The following is a 19,756-nucleotide window of genomic DNA, read 5'->3' as shown; positions in this document are numbered from 1 at the left end:
CGGCATAGCGCCGGCCTTTTCTTAAGTGGGGGAATCACCCTTCGTTGACTAACACTGCAGGAATGGTGTCGTCTTTACGCAGGGTTAAAATCTCACAGCCGTTTTCCGTCACCACAATAGTATGCTCGTACTGTGCGGACAAGCTGCGATCTTTGGTTTTCACCGTCCAGCCATCTTTCATGGTGCGGATGCGGTAATCACCCGCGTTGACCATCGGTTCAACCGTGAAGGTCATGCCCGCTTGCAGCACAACGCCGCTGTCGTCTGCATCGTAATGTAATACTTGCGGCTCTTCATGGAAGCCTTTGCCGATGCCGTGACCACAATATTCACGTACTACGGAGAAGTCGTTCGCTTCAACATATTTTTGAATAGCGCGGCCCAGCTCGCGTAAGCGAATGCCTGGCTTGATCAGGCGCAGCGACAGATAAAGGCTTTCCTGAGTGACGCGGCACAGACGCTCGCCCTGAATAGTCGACTTGCCAACAAGGAACATTTTTGAGGTGTCTCCGTGATACTCATTTTTGATCACGGTGACGTCAATGTTAATGATATCTCCATCTTTCAGGGGACGATCATCGCTGGGAATACCATGACACACAACTTCATTGATAGAGATGCACACGGATTTCGGGAAACCGTGATAGCCGAGGCAAGCGGAAATCGCGTGCTGCTCGTTGGTGATGTAGTCGTGACAGATGCGATCCAGCTCGCCAGTGGTGACACCCGGCTTTACGTGCTGTTCAATCATCTCCAGCACCTCGGCAGCCAGACGGCCCGCGACGCGCATTTTTTCGATTTCTTCAGGGGTTTTTATTGAGATTGCCATTAAATTAATCCGCATTTGTCGAAAATATCGACAATAATAAATTCTGTGCTGTCATGTTAGCAGCCAGCAAATGGGCTGCCAAATAGAGAACGCGCTGGCCTGAGTTAGCGAACTATTATTGGTGTCTCGGGCGTGATTATGGTATAAAGCGCGCCGACGATTCTCTGTACGACCGTTTTGGTCGGCAGGAAACGCATAACTCTCATTATGTGTAATAAAACACACATGTATCGACACATACGCCGGGGTGCCTTGTAAGAGGTCGGTTGTATGGGATACATGGAGGCCCAACCCCAATCACTCATAGAGGTAATCATGGCAACTGTTTCCATGCGCGACATGCTCAAGGCTGGTGTTCACTTCGGTCACCAGACCCGTTACTGGAACCCAAAAATGAAGCCATTCATCTTTGGTTCACGTAATAAAGTTCACATCATCAACCTTGAGAAAACTGTACCAATGTTCAACGACGCTCTGGCTGAACTGAACAAGATCTCTTCCCGTAAAGGTAAGATCCTGATCGTTGGTACTAAGCGCGCTGCTGCTGAAGCGGTAAAAGAGTCTGCACTGAGCTGCGACCAGTTCTTCGTAAACCACCGCTGGTTGGGTGGCATGCTGACTAACTGGAAAACTGTTCGTCAGTCTATCAAACGTCTGAAAGACCTTGAGACTCAGTCTCAGGACGGTACTTTCGACAAACTGACCAAAAAAGAAGCGCTGATGCGCGCTCGTGAACTGGCCAAGCTGGAAAACAGCCTGGGCGGTATCAAAGATATGGGCGGTTTGCCGGATGCACTGTTTGTTGTCGATGCTGACCACGAACACATCGCAATCAAAGAAGCAAACAACCTGGGTATCCCAGTATTTGCTATCGTTGATACCAACTCTGATCCAGATGGCGTTGATTTCGTTATCCCTGGTAACGACGATGCGATCCGTGCTGTAAGCCTGTACCTGACTGCCGTTGCGACCACTGTTCGCGAAGGCCGTTCTCAGGATCTGGCTGAGCAAGCTGAAGAAGCGTCTTTAGAAAACGCTTAATAAGGTTTGCTCTGCATAAGAGCCCTTAGTATTCAGATGTGATCTGTAAGGGGCCAAGATTGGCCCCTTTATTTTATCTAAGTCTGTAACGCCCCCATTGGGAAGGCGGGACAGAGTAATCTTTCCGCAATAAGTGCCTGCTAGTGCAAATGTACACAGGTACGAACCGAGGATTCTGGAATGGCTGATATTACCGCTGCATTGGTAAAAGAACTGCGCGAACGTACTGGCGCAGGCATGATGGATTGCAAAAAAGCGCTGACTGAAGCGAATGGCGACATTGAGCTGGCAATCGAAAACATGCGTAAGTCTGGCGCAATTAAAGCAGCGAAAAAAGCAGGCAACGTAGCTGCTGACGGCGTGATCAAAACCAAAATCGTTGGCAACTACGGTGTGATTCTGGAAGTTAACTGCCAGACCGACTTTGTCGCTAAAGATGGTGGTTTCCAGGCATTCGCAGACAAAGTTCTGGAAGCTGCTGCGACCGACCGCGTTACTGATGTTGAAGTTCTGAAAGCGCAATTCGAAGAAGAGCGCGTGGCGCTGGTTGCTAAAATCGGTGAGAACATCAACATTCGTCGCGTTGCGATCCTGGAAGGCGAAGAGCTGGGCAGCTACCTGCACGGCGCACGTATTGGCGTTCTGGTTTCAACCAAAGGCGCTAACGAAGAGCTGATTAAGCAGATCGCTATGCATGTTGCAGCGAGCAAGCCTGAGTTTGTTAAACCAGAAGACGTATCTTCTGAAGTGGTTGACAAAGAATACCAGGTTCAGCTGGACATCGCGATGCAATCTGGCAAGCCAAAAGAAATCGCAGAGAAAATGGTTGAAGGCCGCATGAAGAAATTCACCGGCGAAGTTTCTCTGACCGGTCAGGCTTTTGTTATCGACCCAAGCAAAACTGTTGGCCAGGCTCTGAAAGAGCAGGGCGCTGACGTTATCAACTTCATCCGCTTCGAAGTGGGTGAAGGCATTGAGAAAGCTGAATCTGACTTCGCTGCAGAAGTTGCAGCAATGTCTAAACAGTCTTAATGTTCTGAAAGAACCGCCAGAAGGCGGTTCTTTTTTGTCTGTGATTTGCAACAGATACATTTTCAGTCTCATCCCAATAGCAATTTCATTGCGGTAAGCGGATGATCGATCAGATTTTACTTCTCCTTTTCATCATATCTTCCAGGAAGAATTGCCATGGCGACCAACGCAAAACCTGTTTATCAACGTATCCTGCTAAAACTGAGTGGCGAAGCACTGCAAGGCGCCGAAGGTTTTGGTATTGACGCGAGTGTGCTTGACCGCATGGCACAAGAGGTGAAAGAGCTGGTCGAACTGGGCATCCAGGTTGGCGTCGTGATTGGCGGCGGTAACTTGTTCCGTGGTGCTGGTCTTGCACAAGCTGGCATGAATCGCGTTGTAGGCGATCACATGGGCATGCTGGCGACCGTGATGAACGGCCTGGCGATGCGTGATGCGCTGCACCGTGCATATGTTAATGCGCGCCTGATGTCTGCAATTCCACTGAATGGCGTGTGTGACAATTACAGCTGGGCCGAAGCTATCAGCCTGTTGCGGAATAACCGTGTTGTGATTTTCTCTGCGGGTACGGGTAATCCTTTCTTCACCACTGACTCTGCAGCTTGCCTGCGCGGCATCGAGATTGAAGCCGACGTGGTATTGAAAGCGACCAAGGTTGACGGTGTTTACTCAGCCGATCCAGTGAAAAATCCCGATGCGACACTTTACGAACAATTGACCTATGCTGAAGTGCTGGATCAAGAGCTGAAAGTGATGGATCTTGCTGCCTTTACGCTGGCGCGTGACCATAAATTGCCGATTCGCGTCTTCAACATGAATAAGCCTGGCGCGTTGCGCCGCGTAGTGATGGGTGAAAAAGAAGGTACCCTGATTACGCATTAATACCCGAGGCGAGATAAAATAAGGTATATTCTGTCAGCGCGGTGACAATTCATCGCGCACCAGTCAGGATTATCGATGATTATCGATCCCGCTTCCGGTTATGCCGGAACTGGCCAGGTCAAACCGAATCCAAGGGTTTCAACGTGATTAACGACATCAAAAAAGATGCTGATACGCGCATGGACAAATGCGTGGAAGCATTCAAAAACACCATCAGCAAAATACGCACGGGCCGTGCTTCACCTTCGCTGCTCGACGGTATCATCGTCGAATATTACGGCACGCCGACGCCGCTGCGTCAGCTGGCTTCTGTTACCGTAGAAGACTCACGCACGCTGAAAATCAACGTGTTTGATCGCTCACTCGGCCCAGCCGTTGAGAAAGCGATCATGACGTCTGATCTCGGTCTGAACCCAAGTTCAGCCGGTACAGACATCCGTGTTCCGCTGCCTGCGTTAACCGAAGAACGTCGTAAAGATTTGATTAAAATCGTGCGCGGCGAAGCCGAGCAGGGCCGAGTGTCGGTACGTAACGTCCGCCGCGATGCCAACGATAAAATCAAAGCATTGCTGAAAGATAAAGAGATCAGCGAAGACGACGAGCGTCGTACGCAAGACGAGATTCAAAAAATGACCGATGCACACATCAAGAATGTTGATGCTGCTCTGTCAGAAAAAGAGAAAGAGCTGATGGATTTCTAATCCCATCACTGCCAGACAAAACGCCGTACAGATGAAGTATTCTCTCGAATACGCTATCTGGCGGCGTTTTACATTGTGCTTCTTAGCACGGCCTTTTTGACTTCACATGGACAGCATAATGAAGCGACTAACTCTGCTAGGTTCAACCGGTTCGATTGGCGTCAGTACGCTGGCGGTAATTCGCGCTAATCCAGATTTATATCAGGTAACCGCATTAGTTGCCGGCCACAACGTTGATTTGATGGCTGAACAGTGCGCAACTTTTCAACCACGCTATGCGGCGATGGCCGATGAAACTTCAGCAGCGGCGCTGCGTGAACGACTGAGAGCACTCAAGGTAAATACCGAAGTGCTCTCCGGCGTTCAGGCGGCTTGCGAACTGGCGGCATTGGACGACGTCGATCAGGTCATGGCGGCGATTGTTGGTGCATCGGGCTTACTCCCCACGCTGGCCGCTATTCGCGCCAGTAAAACTGTCCTGTTGGCGAATAAAGAATCCCTTGTCACCTGCGGCCGTTTGTTTATGGAGGCTGTACGCCAACATAACGCGCAATTACTGCCCGTCGACAGCGAGCATAACGCCATTTTTCAGAGTTTACCGGCTTCCATCCAGCATCAGTTAGGTTACGCTGACCTCCAGGATAATGGCATTGAGTCGATTATTCTTACGGGATCAGGTGGTCCTTTTCGTGACACGCAATTAACCGATCTGGCGGGTATGTCGCCCGATCAGGCATGTGCACATCCGAACTGGTCAATGGGGCGAAAAATCTCTGTTGATTCAGCCACCATGATGAATAAAGGTCTTGAATACATTGAAGCCCGTTGGTTGTTTAACGCTAGCGCAGCGCAGATGGAAGTGATTTTGCATCCGCAATCGGTCATTCACTCCATGGTGCGTTACTGCGATGGGAGCGTGTTAGCCCAGCTGGGTTCTCCCGATATGCGTACGCCGATTGCTCACAGCATGGCGTGGCCAGCGCGTATCAAGGCGGGCGTCACGCCGCTGGACTTCACCCGCATGTCGGCGTTGACATTCGCAGAACCCGATTATGGTCGCTATCCGTGTTTGAAACTGGCCATTGATGCCTGTGAAGCCGGACAAGCGGCGACCACCACGCTTAACGCCGCCAATGAGGTTGCCGTCGCGGCTTTCCTGAGTCACCAGATCCGCTTTACTGATATTGCGGCACTTAATAGTGAGGTGCTGGCAGCGCAAACGTGTCAGGAACCGGATTCGGTGGACGCAGTCCTTGAAATCGATCGCATAGCGCGCAAAGTTGCAACAGAAATGTTGCCGCGCGTCACGTCATTACGTTGATCGCGCCGAGGCTGTTTGTTCACTTCCGGTGAAACTGGTATAGTCGCTGGCTCGCGTTTCACGGTCTGACACCGAATTCGGTGTGGCCCGACATAGAGTGTCGGGATTTGTACCGAGCGCAATGTATTCAGAAACCACAGCATTTCTGATGAAAGGAATTGATTACGCGTTATGTCGTCTAACAATCAAAACAACACCGATGACCAACAGGGAAACGGTCCACGTCATGTTGCTATCATTATGGATGGCAATGGTCGCTGGGCTAAAAATCAGGGAAAATTGCGTATAACCGGTCACAAAGCCGGTGTGAAGTCGGTACGACGTGCCGTTAGCTTTGCTGTCAGCAACAATTTAGAATCCTTGACGCTGTACGCCTTCAGTAGCGAAAACTGGAGCCGCCCAGCGCAAGAAGTGACTGCCTTAATGGAATTGTTTGTCTGGGCACTCGACAGTGAAGTGAAGAGCCTGCACAAACACAATGTTCGTTTACGTATTATCGGCGATATTAGTCGTTTCAGTGCCCGCATCCAGGAACGTATTCGTCGTTCTGAAATGCTGACTGAAAATAACGATGGTTTGACCCTTAACATTGCCGCCAACTATGGTGGGCGTTGGGATATCATCGAAGGCGTAAAAAAACTGGCAGAACAGGTTCAGGAAGGATTATTACGTCCTGACCAAATTACCGAAGAGAATCTGGCACCGCACCTGTGTATGCAGGATCAAGCGCCAGTGGATTTAGTGATAAGGACCGGGGGAGAGCATCGGATTAGCAACTTCCTGCTGTGGCAAATTGCCTATGCTGAATTCTATTTTACCGATGTTCTTTGGCCTGATTTCGATGAACACGTTTTTGAAGGTGCACTGAATGCATTCTCTCTGCGGGAGCGACGCTATGGCGGCGCTGCACCAGGCGGCGCCTGAGCAATCTGGGGGTAACCTTTGCTGAAGTCTCGTCTGATTACCGCGTTTATTCTAATACCGCTGGTGATTGCTGCGCTGTTCTGGTTACCGCCCGTTGGTTTTGCGATTACAACCATCATTATCTGCATGCTGGCCGCCTGGGAATGGGGGCAGCTTGCGGGCATGGCATCCCGTCAACAACGCATCTGGTTAGCCGTACTTTGTGGCTTATTGCTGTCGCTGATGCTTTTTACACTTCCTCCCTATCAGCATGATGTCCATCTGCCGCAGGTGGAAATTTCTCTTTGGGCGTCATTAGTGTGGTGGGTTGTAGCGCTTTTACTGGTGCTCTGTTATCCCGCTTCTGCAGCATTATGGCGTCATTCGCGCCCGCTGCGCCTACTGTTTGGCATCTTAACCATTATCCCCTTCTTCTGGGGCATGCTTGCACTGCGCCAATATCATTACGACAGCGATCACTTCGCGGGAGCCTGGTGGCTGCTGTTTGTTATGTTTCTGGTATGGGGTGCGGATTCAGGTGCGTTTATGTTCGGCAAACTGTTCGGTAAACATAAGCTGGCACCAAAAGTTTCACCCGGTAAAACCTGGGAAGGCTTTATTGGTGGTCTGATTTCTTCAGCCATCATTGCATTATTATTTGCTAGTCTGGCGCCGTTGAGCGTGCCTGTCGGTACGCTGGTCATTTGCGCCGTCATCGCGACATTAGCATCGGCGCTGGGTGATCTCACCGAGAGCATGTTCAAACGTGAAGCGGGTATTAAAGACAGTGGCAATTTGATTCCTGGCCACGGTGGTATTCTTGACCGCATTGATAGTCTGACCGCAGCCGTGCCGGTTTTTGCCTGTTTATTGCTATTGGTGTTCCGCACCCTCTGAGGACAGGCAAAGATGTTGAGCATACTCTGGAGTTTCGTCGCCTTTATCGTTGCACTTGGCGTATTGATTACCGTGCACGAATTTGGCCATTTTTGGGTAGCGCGCCGTTGCGGTGTGCACGTGGAACGTTTCTCTGTTGGCTTCGGTAAAACACTGTGGCGACGTCAGGATCGTCACGGCACCGAATTTGTTATTGCGCTTATTCCCCTTGGCGGTTACGTCAAAATGCTCGACGAGCGCGTCGAGAGCGTTCCTGCGGAGCTGCGCCATCAGGCTTTTAATAACAAAGCTATATGGCAGCGCGCCTCAATTATTGCGGCAGGTCCTGTCGCAAACTTCATCTTCGCCATCCTGGCTTACTGGGTTGTGTTTATTCACGGCGTACCCGGTGTGCGCCCAGTAATCGGTGAAATATTAAACGGATCGGTCGCTGCTGAAGCGCAAATTGCGCCGGGTATGGAACTTAAGGCCGTTGACGGTATCGAAACGCCTGATTGGGATGCTGTGCGCATGGAGCTGGTAGGAAAAATCGGCGACAGCGCAACCACATTTACGGTGGCGCGTTTTGGTGAACAGGCAACTCAGCAGAAACAGCTTGATCTGCGTAACTGGCATTTTGAGCCTGATAAGCAAGATCCGATTGTGGCATTGGGTATTCGACCACGTGGACCGCAGCTTGAAACTACGTTGGCAGAAGTGCAGGCGAACTCCCCAGCCAGTGAAGCTGGTTTGCAAGCTGGTGACAGGATCGTTAAAGTCGATGGTCAGCCATTATCGCAGTGGCAGGTTTTTGTCACACAGGTGAGAGATAATCCTGGCAAAAGCATGGCACTTGAGGTTGTTCGTAATGGTGAATCGGTGCAGTTAGCCATGACACCTGAAGCGAAGCCGGGAGCGAAAACGGAAGGATTTGCGGGTGTGATCCCACGTATCATTCCGCTGCCGGAAGAATATAAAACGGTACGACAGTATGGCGCGTTCGCAGCTGTTGGTGAGGCCAGTGTAAAAACCTGGCAACTGATGAAGCTAACTGTTTCCATGCTGGGCAAGTTAATAACCGGTGATGTGAAGTTAAACAATCTGAGCGGGCCGATTTCTATCGCGCAAGGTGCAGGATTGTCAGCAGAGTACGGGATGATTTACTACCTGATGTTCTTAGCGTTGATTAGCGTCAACCTTGGCATCATCAACCTGTTCCCTCTCCCGGTTTTAGATGGTGGGCACTTGCTCTTTCTGGCGATCGAAAAGATCAAAGGTGGACCGGTGTCCGAACGAGTTCAGGACTTTAGTTATCGCATTGGCTCAATCTTGCTGGTGTTGTTAATGGGGCTTGCACTTTTCAATGATTTCTCACGTCTGTAATAGCTGGATAGCGGACAGACGAGGGATGTGTTAGGAAAACGCATAATAACGATGGCGATGAAAAAGTTGCTCATAGCGTCGCTGCTGTTTAGCAGCGCCACCGTTTACGGTGCAGACGGTTTCGTGGTGAAGGATATTCATTTCGAAGGGCTGCAGCGAGTCGCCGTCGGCGCGGCTCTGCTGAGCATGCCGGTACGGGTTGGCGATACGGTGTCTGACGACGACGTCAGAAATACGATTCGCTCGCTGTTCGCTACTGGCAACTTTGAGGATGTTCAGGTCCTGCGAGACGGTAATACGCTGATTGTCCAGGTCAAAGAACGTCCTACCATTGCCAGCATTACCTTCACCGGTAACAAAGCGGTGAAAGAGGATCAGCTCAAACAGAATCTTGAAGCATCAGGTGTTCGTGTCGGCGAAGCGCTGGACCGCACCATGCTCTCTTCAATCGAGAAAGGACTTGAAGACTTTTACTACAGCGTCGGTAAATACACCGCCAGCGTAAAAGCGGTCGTTACGCCGTTGCCACGCAACCGTGTCGACTTGAAGCTGGTGTTTACTGAAGGTGTTTCTGCAAAAATTCAGCAGATAAACATCGTTGGTAACAAAGCGTTCAGTTCCGATGAACTCATTTCACGTTTCCAGCTGCGCGACGAAGTGCCGTGGTGGAACGTGGTAGGCGATCGCAAATATCAGAAACAGAAACTGGCGGGCGATCTTGAAACCCTGCGCAGCTTCTACCTTGATCGCGGTTACGCACGCTTTAATATCGACTCAACGCAAGTAAGCCTGACGCCAGATAAAAAAGGCATTTACATCACCGTGAACATCAACGAAGGCGATCAGTACAAGATTGCTGGCGTGATTGTGAATGGCAGCATGGCGGGCCACTCGGCAGAAATCGAACATCTGACCAAAATCCCTGCGGGCGAGCTGTATAACGGCACCAAAGTGACGCAGATGGAAGATGATATCAAAAAGCTGCTGGGCCGTTATGGTTATGCCTATCCGCGCGTTGTTACACAGCCGGAAATTAACGATGCTGATAAAACAGTAAAACTGCATATTAATGTCGACGCCGGCAACCGCTACTACGTGCGCAATGTTCGCTTTGAAGGGAACGACACGTCGAAAGACTCCGTATTGCGCCGTGAAATGCGTCAGATGGAAGGTGCATGGCTGGGCAGCGATTTGGTCGATCAGGGTAAAGAGCGTCTGAACCGCACCGGCTATTTTGAGACAGTTGATGTCGATACGCAGCGCGTGCCGGGTTCTCCTGATCAGGTCGACGTGGTTTATAAAGTTAAAGAGCGTAACACCGGTACCTTCAACTTTGGTGTGGGTTACGGTACGGAAAGCGGCGTCAGCTTCCAGGTTGGCGTCACGCAGGACAACTGGCTTGGCACCGGTAATACCGTCGGTATCAGCGGTACCAAAAACGATTACCAGACCTATGCCGAGTTCTCGCTTACCGATCCTTATTTCACGGTTGATGGGGTGAGCTTAGGCGGTCGTCTGTTCTATAACGACTTTAAAGCTGACGATGCTGATCTCTCCGACTACACCAACAAAAGTTACGGTTTAGACGGTACGCTGGGCTTCCCGATTAACGAGAACAACACGCTGCGCGTGGGATTAGGTTATGTACACAACGACCTGTCTAACATGCAACCACAAGTTGCTATGTGGCGTTATCTCGACTCGGTTGGTAAACCACAACAGCTTAACGATGAAGGTGATTTCTCTGCGGATGACTTCACCTTTAACTATGGTTGGACGTACAACACGCTGGACCGCGGCTTCTTCCCAACCGCAGGTAACCGCACTAACCTGAATGGTAAAGTCACTATTCCAGGTTCTGATAACAGCTTCTATAAAGTGACGCTGGACAGCCAACAGTACATGCCGATCAACCAAGATCGTACTTGGGTGCTGTTAGGTCGTGGTCGTGTAGGCTACGGTGACGGCTTGAGTGGCAAAGAATTGCCATTCTATGAGAACTTCTATGCGGGTGGTTCAAGTACTGTGCGTGGTTTCCAGTCGAATACGATTGGTCCTAAAGCCGCGTATTTGAACGATAACTCGTCTACTTGTTCTGGCACGAACAAAATCTGTAATTCAGATGATGCTGTAGGTGGTAACGCAATGGCGATCGCCAGCCTTGAGCTGATTACACCGACGCCGTTCCTGAGTGAGAAATACTCTAACTCAGTGCGTACTTCACTGTTTGTTGATGCCGGTACCGCATGGGATACCAAGTGGGAAAATACTGACGATACACGCGCTGCTGACGTGCCGGACTATAGCGATCCAAGTAACATTCGTGTATCAAGCGGTATCGCTTTGCAATGGATGTCGCCGTTGGGTCCGCTGGTGTTCTCTTACGCCCAGCCGATCAAGAAATACGAGGGAGACAAATCAGAGCAATTCCAGTTTAACATTGGTAAAACCTGGTAATGTTCTGAGCATGGATGCATAAGCTAGAGTATTGCCGCCGGGCAGCTGCTAACAGCTGTTCCGGGGCAAACACTGTGTCGCTGACACAAACGTTGATGGTAAGGAGTTTATAGTGAAAAAGTTGTTGTGTGCCGCCGGTCTGGGTCTTGCTTTAGCGGTTTCCGCTGGTGTTCAGGCTGCTGACAAAATTGCAGTGGTAAACGTGTCCAGCATTTTCCAACAGTTACCGCAACGTGCGACTGTTGCTAAACAGCTGGAAAATGAGTTCAAAGGCCGTGCAACCGAGTTGCAAAGCCAGGAGCGCGATCTGCAGACTAAAATGCAGCGCCTGCAGCGTGACGGTTCTACCATGAAGGCCAGCGAACGTAGCCGCATGGAAAAAGACGTCATGTCACAGCGTGAGACTTTCTCAACCAAAGCGCAGGCTTTTGAGCAAGACAATCGCCGTCGTCAGACGGAAGAGCGTAACAAACTGCTGAGCCGTATTCAGGACGCAGTGAAGAAAGTTGCTGATGACGATGGTTACGACGTAGTCATCGACGCTAATGCTGTGGCTTACGCTTCAAACGCGAAAGACATTACTGCAGACGTGCTGAAACAGGTTAAATAATCGATGTCATCTATTCGACTGGCTGATTTAGCCCAGCAGTTGGATGCAGAATTGCACGGAGATGGCGATATCGTCATCTCCGGCATTGCTTCTATGCAATCCGCCACAACTGGCCAAATCACTTTTCTTGCAAACAGCCGTTACCGCGAGCAACTCGCCCTGATTAAGGCCTCAGCCGTGGTGCTGACGGAAGCGGATCTGGAGTGGTGCAACTCGGCAGCGTTGGTGGTGAAAAATCCTTACCTGACCTATGCGCGTATGGCGCAGCTGCTTGATACTACACCTCAGCCAGCCCAAAACCTCGCTCCCAGCGCCGTCATCGATCCCAGTGCAAAATTAGGCAACAACGTTTCAGTTGGTGCTAATGCGGTGATCGAGTCAGATGTTGAACTGGGTGATAACGTTGTTATCGGCGCAGGCTGTTTTGTGGGTAAAAAAACACGCATCGGCAGCGGTACGCGTTTATGGGCCAACGTTTCTATCTATCATGAGATTCAAATTGGTCAGGATTGTCTGATTCAGTCAGGCACAGTAATTGGTTCCGATGGTTTTGGTTACGCTAACGATCGCGGCAATTGGGTGAAAATCCCACAGCTGGGTGCGGTAATTATCGGCGATCGCGTCGAAATTGGGGCTTGTACCACCATTGATCGCGGCGCCTTGGATAACACTCTAATCGGCAATGGTGTTATCATAGACAACCAATGTCAGATCGCCCACAACGTGGTTATTGGTGACAATACCGCTGTTGCAGGTGGTGTGATCATGGCGGGTAGTTTGAAAATTGGTCGTTACTGTATGATTGGCGGTGCCAGCGTCATTAACGGCCATATGGAAATCTGTGACAAGGTGACCGTGACCGGTATGGGCATGGTGATGCGTCCTATTACAGAGCCTGGTGTATACTCCTCAGGCATTCCGCTACAACCTAACAAAACCTGGCGTAAAACTGCAGCGCTGGTGATGAACATCGATGAAATAAGCAAACGCTTAAAAGCCATCGAACGCAAAGTCGGTAAAGACTAAGCGGCATCCCAAACCTGCCCGGCTTTCATAATAAAAGTGTTAAGCAGGAAGCCAGGCGCCACGGAACCTATTTGCGGCCTGCGGAAGATCATGTTGATCTGTGCAGGCCGTGTTATTGATGTCATCAGATTTTTAGGACAGGAAGAGTATTTTGACTACTGAAACTCATACTCTGAAAATTGAAGAGATTTTAGAGCTGCTGCCGCACCGCTATCCGTTTTTGCTGGTTGACCGTGTGCTGGAATTTGAAGAGCACAAATACCTGCGTGCAGTGAAGAACGTTTCCGTAAATGAACCGTTTTTCCAGGGCCATTTCCCTGGTAAACCGATTTTTCCTGGCGTTCTGATCCTTGAAGCGATGGCGCAGGCTACCGGTATTCTGGCGTTTAAAAGCGTCGGCAAACTGGAGCCGGGCGAGCTGTATTACTTCGCCGGTATCGATGATGCGCGTTTTAAACGTCCAGTCGTACCGGGCGATCAAATGATCATGGAAGTCACTTTCGAAAAAACCCGCCGTGGCCTGACTCGCTTCAAAGGCGTGGCGACCGTCGACGGTAAAATCGTTTGTGAAGCAACCATGATGTGTGCCCGCAGCCGGGAGGCATAATTCGTGATTGATCCAACCGCCAACATCCATCCCAGTTCTGTCATTGAAGATGGGGCCATTATTGGTCCCAATGTTCACATCGGCCCGTTCTGCTTTATTGGGGCAAATGTGGAGATTGGTGAAGGAACGGTACTTAAATCGCATGTGGTCGTTAACGGCCATACGCGCATTGGTAAAGATAACCAGATCTATCAGTTCGCCTCGATTGGTGAAGTAAATCAAGATCTGAAGTACGCCGGTGAGCCGACTCGCGTTGAGATTGGCGATCGCAACCGTATTCGCGAAAGCGTCACCATTCATCGTGGCACCATCCAGGGCGGTCACGTCACGACGCTGGGTAGCGACAACCTGCTGATGGTTAATGCGCATATTGCGCATGATTGCGTAGTCGGCAATCGTTGCATTTTTGCTAATAATGCAACCCTTGGCGGTCATGTAACCGTGGATGATTTTGCCATTATTGGTGGCATGACGGCCGTGCATCAGTGGTGCACTATCGGTGCACATGTGATGGTTGGCGGTTGTTCAGGCGTGGCACAAGACGTGCCCCCTTACGTGATTGCGCAGGGCAACCACGCGACACCGTTTGGTATCAATATTGAAGGTCTGAAACGCCGTGGCTTCAGTAAAGAGTCACTGCACGCGATACGCAATGCATATAAATTGCTTTATCGTAGCGGAAGAACGCTGGATGAAGTGAAGCCGGAAATTGAAGAAATCGCTAAGCAGCATAGCGAAGTGCAGCCATTCTATGACTTCTTTGCCCGCTCAACCCGTGGATTAATTCGCTAATTCATGTCATCGCGTCCTTTAACGATAGCCATAATCGCCGGAGAAACCTCCGGCGATATTCTTGGCGCAGGCCTGATTCGTGCGCTTAAAGCGCGTCATCCTAATGCCCATTTCGTTGGTGTAGCGGGTCCGTTGATGCAAGCGGAAGGCTGCGAAACCTGGTACGAAATGGAAGAGTTGGCGGTGATGGGAATTGTGGAAGTGCTGGGTCGCTTACCGCGCCTGCTAAAAATCCGCCGCGATTTAACCCAACGATTTATCGATCTTAAACCGGATGTGTTCGTCGGTATTGATGCACCGGATTTCAATATCACGCTTGAAGGACGATTGAAGCGAGCGGGGATCCGCACTATTCATTACGTCAGCCCATCGGTATGGGCATGGCGGCAAAAACGTGTATTCAAAATCGGTCGCAACACCAATCTGGTGTTGGCATTTTTACCGTTTGAAAAAGCTTTTTATGATCGCTTTGATGTACCTTGCCGTTTCATTGGCCATACCATGGCTGATGCTATGCCATTACAGCCAGATAAGCTTGCTGCTCGCCGCTACCTGGGTATTGCTGATGATGCGCTCTGTCTCGCGCTATTGCCTGGTAGTCGTGGGGCAGAAGTCGAGATGTTAAGCGGCGATTTTCTAAGAACAGCCCAACTGCTGCGCGTGCAATATCCTGCGTTGGAAATTGTTGTACCGCTGGTCAACGCAAAGCGCCGTGAACAATTTGAGCTGATAAAAGCCGAAGTTGCCCCAGAATTGCCTATGCATCTGCTGGATGGCAAAGGGCGTGAAGCAATGATTGCGAGCGATGCCGCATTGCTGGCATCGGGAACTGCCGCACTGGAATGTATGCTGGCAAAATGCCCCATGGTTGTTGGCTATCGCATGAAGCCTTTCACTTTCTGGTTGGCGAAACGGCTGGTAAAAACGCCGTATGTATCGTTGCCCAATTTATTGGCCGGACGTGAACTCGTTAAAGAGTTGCTGCAAGATGAATGTCAGCCTGAAGCGTTGGCGGCGGCTTTAGAGCCGTTGCTGCACCCCGGTGTTGAGCGCGACGAGTTGCTGAACAATTTCCATGAATTACACCAACAGATCCGCTGGAATGCCGATGAGCAAGCGGCGGATGCGGTACTGGAGATCGCTGATGTCTGATTTTATCTATCCTATTGCTAGCCTTATCGCGGGTGTAGACGAAGTCGGGCGTGGTCCATTGGTTGGTGCGGTAGTTACCGCTGCGGTGATTCTCGATCCGGCGAAGCCGATCGTGGGTTTAGCTGACTCGAAAAAGTTATCCGAGAAACGTCGGCTGGCGTTGTATGACGAAATCAAAGAGAAGGCGTTGTCATGGAGTTTAGGCCGCGCTGAACCAGAAGAGATCGATCAAATCAACATTCTGCACGCCACCATGCTCGCGATGCAACGCGCAGTAGCGGGGTTGTCGATAATGCCCGATTATGTCTTGATCGATGGAAATCGCTGCCCGGCGTTACCCATGCCTTCGCAAGCAGTAATAAAAGGCGACAGCCTGGTGGCAGAAATTAGCGCCGCATCCATTATTGCTAAAGTGACGCGCGATCGTGAAATGGCCGAGTTAGATCTGCTGTTTCCGCAATATGGATTTGCTCAGCATAAAGGCTATCCAACTGCGCTGCATATGGAAAAACTGACGCAGTACGGTGCGACACCGCACCATCGCCGCAGCTTTGCGCCGGTGCGTAATGTCCTTATCGACGCCGAAGTGCTGGCTACGTGCCAGACAACCACGCTTTAATAGCCTGACACTGTTTTAATCGGAAACTGATATGGCTGAACCTCGTTTTATACATTTGCGTGTCCACAGCGACTATTCGATGGTCGATGGCTTGGCGAAAACCGGGCCATTGATCAAGAAAGCGGCTGCTTTGGGTATGCCTGCTATTGCGATTACCGACTATACCAACCTGTGCGGGTTAGTGAAGTTCTATGGCAGCGCGCATGGCGCAGGGATAAAGCCCGTAATCGGTGCTGACTTTAGCGTTGCCAGCGAACTGATGGGCGATGAATTAACGCAGTTGACAGTGTTAGCCAGCAACAATGTCGGTTATCAAAATCTTACTTTACTCATTTCGCGTGCCTACCAGCGTGGTTATGGCATTGCCGGCCCAGTCATTGACCGTGACTGGTTGGTTGAGTTACAGGAAGGCTTAATTCTGCTTTCGGGGGGACGCTGTGGTGATGTGGGCCGCTGCCTGTTACGTGGTAATACCGGTCTGGTTTCGCAATGCCTGAATTTTTATCAACAGCATTTTGCCGATCGCTATTATCTTGAGCTTACACGCACCGGACGTCAGGATGAAGAAAGCTATCTGCATGCAGCCGTTGAGCTAGCCATCGCCGAAGGCATTCCAGTCGTAGCGACCAACGAAGTTTGCTTCATTAATGAAGAAGATTTTGACGCACACGAAATCCGCGTTGCTATTCACGATGGTTACACGCTGGATGATCCTAAACGTCCACGCAAATACAGTCCTCAGCAATACATGCGTAGCGAAGAGGAGATGTGCGAGCTGTTCTCGGACATCCCTGAAGCGCTGGAAAACAGCGTAGAGATTGCTAAGCGTTGTAACGTTACGGTGCGGTTGGGCGAATACTTCTTGCCACAATTTCCGACCGGCGAAATGACCACCGAAGATTTCTTGGTAATGAAGTCGCGTGAAGGGTTAGAAGAGCGTCTCGAATTCTTGTTCCCAGACGAAGCCGTTCGCGCTGAGAAACGCCCAGAATATGATGAGCGCCTGGAAATAGAGCTTAACGTAATCAACCAGATGGGCTTCCCCGGCTACTTCCTGATCGTAATGGAATTTATCCAGTGGTCGAAAGATAACGGCGTGCCCGTCGGGCCGGGTCGTGGTTCTGGTGCTGGCTCTTTGGTGGCGTATGCACTAAAAATTACCGATCTCGATCCGCTGGAGTTTGATCTGCTATTCGAACGCTTCCTCAATCCGGAACGTGTATCGATGCCAGACTTCGACGTCGACTTCTGTATGGAGAAGCGCGATCAGGTTATTGAGCACGTTGCCGATATGTATGGCCGCGAAGCGGTATCGCAAATCATCACCTTCGGTACCATGGCGGCAAAAGCGGTTATTCGTGACGTAGGTCGTGTATTGGGCCATCCATACGGTTTCGTTGATCGCATATCTAAACTCATTCCACCTGATCCTGGCATGACGCTGGAAAAAGCATTTGCTGCTGAACCGCAGTTGCCAGAAATTTACGAGGCGGATGAAGAAGTCCGGGCGCTGATTGACATGGCGCGCAAGCTGGAAGGCGTAACGCGAAATGCCGGTAAACACGCCGGGGGTGTTGTTATCGCACCCACTAAAATCACCGATTTTGCACCGCTTTATTGCGATGAGAACGGCCAGAATCCACTGACTCAGTTTGATAAAAATGATGTTGAATATGCTGGCTTGGTGAAGTTCGACTTCCTTGGCCTGCGTACCTTAACCATCATTAACTGGGCGCTGGAAATGATCAACGCCCGACGCGAGAAGCAGGGCGAGCCGCCCATCGATATTGCGGCGATTCCGTTAGAAGACAAGAAAAGTTTCGATATGCTGCAGCGCGCGGAGACCACAGCGGTTTTCCAGCTTGAATCGCGCGGCATGAAAGATTTGATCAAACGCCTGAAGCCTGACTGTTTTGAAGACATGATCGCATTGGTGGCGCTGTTCCGTCCTGGGCCGCTGCAATCGGGCATGGTGGACAACTTTATCGACCGTAAACATGGTCGCGAAGCGATTTCCTATCCAGATATTCAGTGGCAGCACGACACGCTGAAGCCAGTGCTGGAACCGACTTATGGCATCATCCTGTATCAAGAACAGGTGATGCAGATCGCCCAAGAACTTTCCGGTTATACCCTTGGCGGTGCAGATATGCTGCGTCGCGCGATGGGTAAAAAGAAACCGGAAGAGATGGCCAAGCAGCGTTCTGTCTTTAAAGATGGCGCGGAGCGGATGGGCGTCGACGGCGAGCTGTCGATGAAAATCTTCGACCTGGTCGAAAAGTTTGCTGGCTACGGCTTTAACAAATCGCACTCCGCTGCTTATGCATTGGTTTCCTATCAAACGCTGTGGCTAAAAGCGCACTATCCAGCCGAATTCATGGCAGCGGTAATGACTGCCGATATGGATAACACAGAGAAAGTGGTTGGGCTGGTGGATGAATGCTGGCGCATGGGACTGAAGGTCTTGCCGCCAGATATTAACTCTGGCTTGTATCAGTTCCATGTTAATCCAGAAGGAGAGATCGTTTACGGTATTGGCGCGATCAAAGGCGTCGGCGAAGGCCCAATCGAAGCGATCATTGATGCGCGTAACGAAGGTGGCTATTTCCGCGAGCTGTTCGATCTCTGTGCGCGCACTGACACGAAAAAAATCAACCGTCGCGTGATGGAAAAATTGATCATGTCCGGTGCGTTTGATCGCCTTGGCCCGCACCGCGCCGCGCTGATGAGTTCGCTCAGCGATGCGCTAAAAGCTGCCGATCAACATGCCAAAGCCGAAGCGATTGGCCAGGCGGATATGTTTGGTGTATTGGCGGAAGAGCCGGAGCAGGTTGAAAAGTCTTACGCGAGCGTCACACCGTGGCCTGAACAGGTCCAACTGGATGGTGAACGTGAAACGCTGGGACTGTATCTTACCGGTCATCCCATCAACCAGTATTTGAAAGAAATTGAGCGCTATGTCGGCGGTGTACGTCTTAAAGATATGCATCCCACCGATCGTGGTAAAATTACTGTCGCGGCCGGTCTGGTGATTGCCGCGCGTGTAATGGTGACTAAGCGCGGCAACCGAATTGGTATTTGTACTTTGGACGATCGTTCCGGTCGTCTGGAAGTCATGTTATTTACCGATGCGTTAGATAAATACCAGCAGTTGCTGGAGAAAGACCGTATCCTGATCGTCAGCGGACAGGTCAGCTTTGATGACTTCAGTGGAGGCCTTAAAATGACCGCCCGCGAAATCATGGACATTGACGAAGCACGCGAAAAATATGCGCGTGGTCTTGCTATCTCGCTGACGGACAGGCAAATTGATGACCAGCTATTAAACCGACTCCGCCAGTCCCTGGAACCTCATCGATCAGGGACCATTCCGGTGCATCTCTACTATCAGAGAGCCGACGCGCGTGCCAAGCTGCGCTTTGGTGCAGCGTGGCGAATTTCGCCCAGCGATCGTTTACTTAATGATCTGCGGTCGTTGATCGGATCGGAGCAGGTAGAACTGGAGTTTGACTAAAACAGGAACAT

At 50.7% G+C, this 19,756-nt stretch carries 17 protein-coding genes; 16 read left to right on the top strand and 1 reads right to left on the bottom strand.

Going from position 1 to position 19,756, the window contains the following annotated elements; all coding sequences use genetic code 11:
* Positions 1-34: 34 nt before the first annotated feature.
* Positions 35-829: a type I methionyl aminopeptidase gene (gene map, locus SC127_RS05020; protein WP_215847572.1), complete on the bottom strand. Its 795-nt coding sequence runs from the start codon at positions 827-829 to the stop codon at positions 35-37.
* Positions 830-1,144: 315 nt separating this feature from the next.
* On the opposite strand from map, the gene rpsB reads away from it, so the two are divergent.
* The 16 genes from rpsB to dnaE all read left to right on the top strand — a co-directional run bounded on the left by rpsB (position 1,145) and on the right by dnaE (position 19,745).
* Positions 1,145-1,870 carry a 30S ribosomal protein S2 gene (gene rpsB / locus SC127_RS05015; protein WP_243078550.1) on the top strand — a complete coding sequence of 242 codons (726 nt, stop codon included), beginning with the start codon at positions 1,145-1,147 and terminating at the stop codon, positions 1,868-1,870.
* Between the two features lie 180 nt (positions 1,871-2,050).
* Positions 2,051-2,902, top strand: coding sequence for a translation elongation factor Ts (gene tsf / locus SC127_RS05010; RefSeq protein ID WP_215847571.1), 852 nt, complete (start codon positions 2,051-2,053; stop codon positions 2,900-2,902).
* A gap of 156 nt (positions 2,903-3,058) precedes the next feature.
* Positions 3,059-3,784 (top strand): UMP kinase, encoded by a 726-nt coding sequence (gene pyrH, locus SC127_RS05005; RefSeq protein ID WP_128084920.1) that lies wholly within the window; start codon positions 3,059-3,061, stop codon positions 3,782-3,784.
* Between the two features lie 143 nt (positions 3,785-3,927).
* Positions 3,928-4,485: a ribosome recycling factor gene (gene frr / locus SC127_RS05000; RefSeq protein ID WP_243078549.1), complete on the top strand. Its 558-nt coding sequence runs from the start codon at positions 3,928-3,930 to the stop codon at positions 4,483-4,485.
* 118 nt (positions 4,486-4,603) lie between these two features.
* Entirely contained in the window at positions 4,604-5,806 is a 1,203-nt protein-coding gene (gene ispC / locus SC127_RS04995; RefSeq protein ID WP_332625532.1) for a 1-deoxy-D-xylulose-5-phosphate reductoisomerase, read from the top strand.
* Between the two features lie 171 nt (positions 5,807-5,977).
* Positions 5,978-6,730 (top strand): (2E,6E)-farnesyl-diphosphate-specific ditrans,polycis-undecaprenyl-diphosphate synthase, encoded by a 753-nt coding sequence (ispU, locus tag SC127_RS04990; protein WP_243078547.1) that lies wholly within the window; start codon positions 5,978-5,980, stop codon positions 6,728-6,730.
* A gap of 18 nt (positions 6,731-6,748) precedes the next feature.
* Positions 6,749-7,606: a phosphatidate cytidylyltransferase gene (gene cdsA, locus SC127_RS04985; protein WP_215847568.1), complete on the top strand. Its 858-nt coding sequence runs from the start codon at positions 6,749-6,751 to the stop codon at positions 7,604-7,606.
* A gap of 12 nt (positions 7,607-7,618) precedes the next feature.
* The gene (rseP, locus tag SC127_RS04980) at positions 7,619-8,968 is read left to right on the top strand and encodes a sigma E protease regulator RseP (protein WP_332625528.1); all 1,350 of its coding nucleotides are present in this window, start codon (positions 7,619-7,621) and stop codon (positions 8,966-8,968) included.
* A gap of 51 nt (positions 8,969-9,019) precedes the next feature.
* A complete protein-coding gene (gene bamA / locus SC127_RS04975) occupies positions 9,020-11,425 on the top strand; it encodes an outer membrane protein assembly factor BamA (protein ID WP_332625526.1) in 2,406 nt (801 codons plus the stop codon).
* Between the two features lie 112 nt (positions 11,426-11,537).
* Positions 11,538-12,035 carry a molecular chaperone Skp gene (gene skp, locus SC127_RS04970; protein ID WP_215847565.1) on the top strand — a complete coding sequence of 166 codons (498 nt, stop codon included), beginning with the start codon at positions 11,538-11,540 and terminating at the stop codon, positions 12,033-12,035.
* Positions 12,036-12,038: 3 nt separating this feature from the next.
* Positions 12,039-13,061, top strand: coding sequence for a UDP-3-O-(3-hydroxymyristoyl)glucosamine N-acyltransferase (gene lpxD / locus SC127_RS04965; protein WP_215847564.1), 1,023 nt, complete (start codon positions 12,039-12,041; stop codon positions 13,059-13,061).
* Between the two features lie 151 nt (positions 13,062-13,212).
* A complete protein-coding gene (gene fabZ, locus SC127_RS04960; protein ID WP_031375286.1) occupies positions 13,213-13,668 on the top strand; it encodes a 3-hydroxyacyl-ACP dehydratase FabZ in 456 nt (151 codons plus the stop codon).
* Between the two features lie 3 nt (positions 13,669-13,671).
* Entirely contained in the window at positions 13,672-14,460 is a 789-nt protein-coding gene (lpxA, locus tag SC127_RS04955) for an acyl-ACP--UDP-N-acetylglucosamine O-acyltransferase (protein WP_215847563.1), read from the top strand.
* A gap of 3 nt (positions 14,461-14,463) precedes the next feature.
* Entirely contained in the window at positions 14,464-15,612 is a 1,149-nt protein-coding gene (gene lpxB, locus SC127_RS04950) for a lipid-A-disaccharide synthase (protein WP_215847562.1), read from the top strand.
* The gene (rnhB, locus tag SC127_RS04945) at positions 15,605-16,231 is read left to right on the top strand and encodes a ribonuclease HII (protein WP_243078544.1); all 627 of its coding nucleotides are present in this window, start codon (positions 15,605-15,607) and stop codon (positions 16,229-16,231) included. Before lpxB ends, rnhB begins: the two co-directional genes overlap by 8 nt.
* Before the next feature lie 31 nt (positions 16,232-16,262).
* Positions 16,263-19,745 carry a DNA polymerase III subunit alpha gene (dnaE, locus tag SC127_RS04940; protein WP_332625517.1) on the top strand — a complete coding sequence of 1,161 codons (3,483 nt, stop codon included), beginning with the start codon at positions 16,263-16,265 and terminating at the stop codon, positions 19,743-19,745.
* The last annotated feature ends 11 nt before the right edge of the window (positions 19,746-19,756 follow it).

The sequence above is a fragment of the Pantoea sp. T14 genome (assembly GCF_036663535.1).
GTDB lineage: Bacteria > Pseudomonadota > Gammaproteobacteria > Enterobacterales > Enterobacteriaceae > Pantoea > Pantoea phytostimulans.
The sequence above is the reverse complement of the archived record's forward strand: the minus strand, read 5'-3'. Positions and strand labels throughout refer to the sequence as shown.

Bases quoted from the DNA above. Each gene is read 5' to 3' on its own strand.
- map (WP_215847572.1), bottom strand. From the start codon at position 829: ATGGCAATCTCAATAAAAACCCCTGAAGAAATCGAAAAAATGCGCGTC.
- rpsB (WP_243078550.1), top strand. From the start codon at position 1,145: ATGGCAACTGTTTCCATGCGCGACATGCTCAAGGCTGGTGTTCACTTC.
- tsf (WP_215847571.1), top strand. From the start codon at position 2,051: ATGGCTGATATTACCGCTGCATTGGTAAAAGAACTGCGCGAACGTACT.
- pyrH (WP_128084920.1), top strand. From the start codon at position 3,059: ATGGCGACCAACGCAAAACCTGTTTATCAACGTATCCTGCTAAAACTG.
- ispC (WP_332625532.1), top strand. From the start codon at position 4,604: ATGAAGCGACTAACTCTGCTAGGTTCAACCGGTTCGATTGGCGTCAGT.
- ispU (WP_243078547.1), top strand. From the start codon at position 5,978: ATGTCGTCTAACAATCAAAACAACACCGATGACCAACAGGGAAACGGT.
- rseP (WP_332625528.1), top strand. From the start codon at position 7,619: ATGTTGAGCATACTCTGGAGTTTCGTCGCCTTTATCGTTGCACTTGGC.
- bamA (WP_332625526.1), top strand. From the start codon at position 9,020: ATGGCGATGAAAAAGTTGCTCATAGCGTCGCTGCTGTTTAGCAGCGCC.
- lpxD (WP_215847564.1), top strand. From the start codon at position 12,039: ATGTCATCTATTCGACTGGCTGATTTAGCCCAGCAGTTGGATGCAGAA.
- lpxB (WP_215847562.1), top strand. From the start codon at position 14,464: ATGTCATCGCGTCCTTTAACGATAGCCATAATCGCCGGAGAAACCTCC.
- rnhB (WP_243078544.1), top strand. From the start codon at position 15,605: ATGTCTGATTTTATCTATCCTATTGCTAGCCTTATCGCGGGTGTAGAC.
- dnaE (WP_332625517.1), top strand. From the start codon at position 16,263: ATGGCTGAACCTCGTTTTATACATTTGCGTGTCCACAGCGACTATTCG.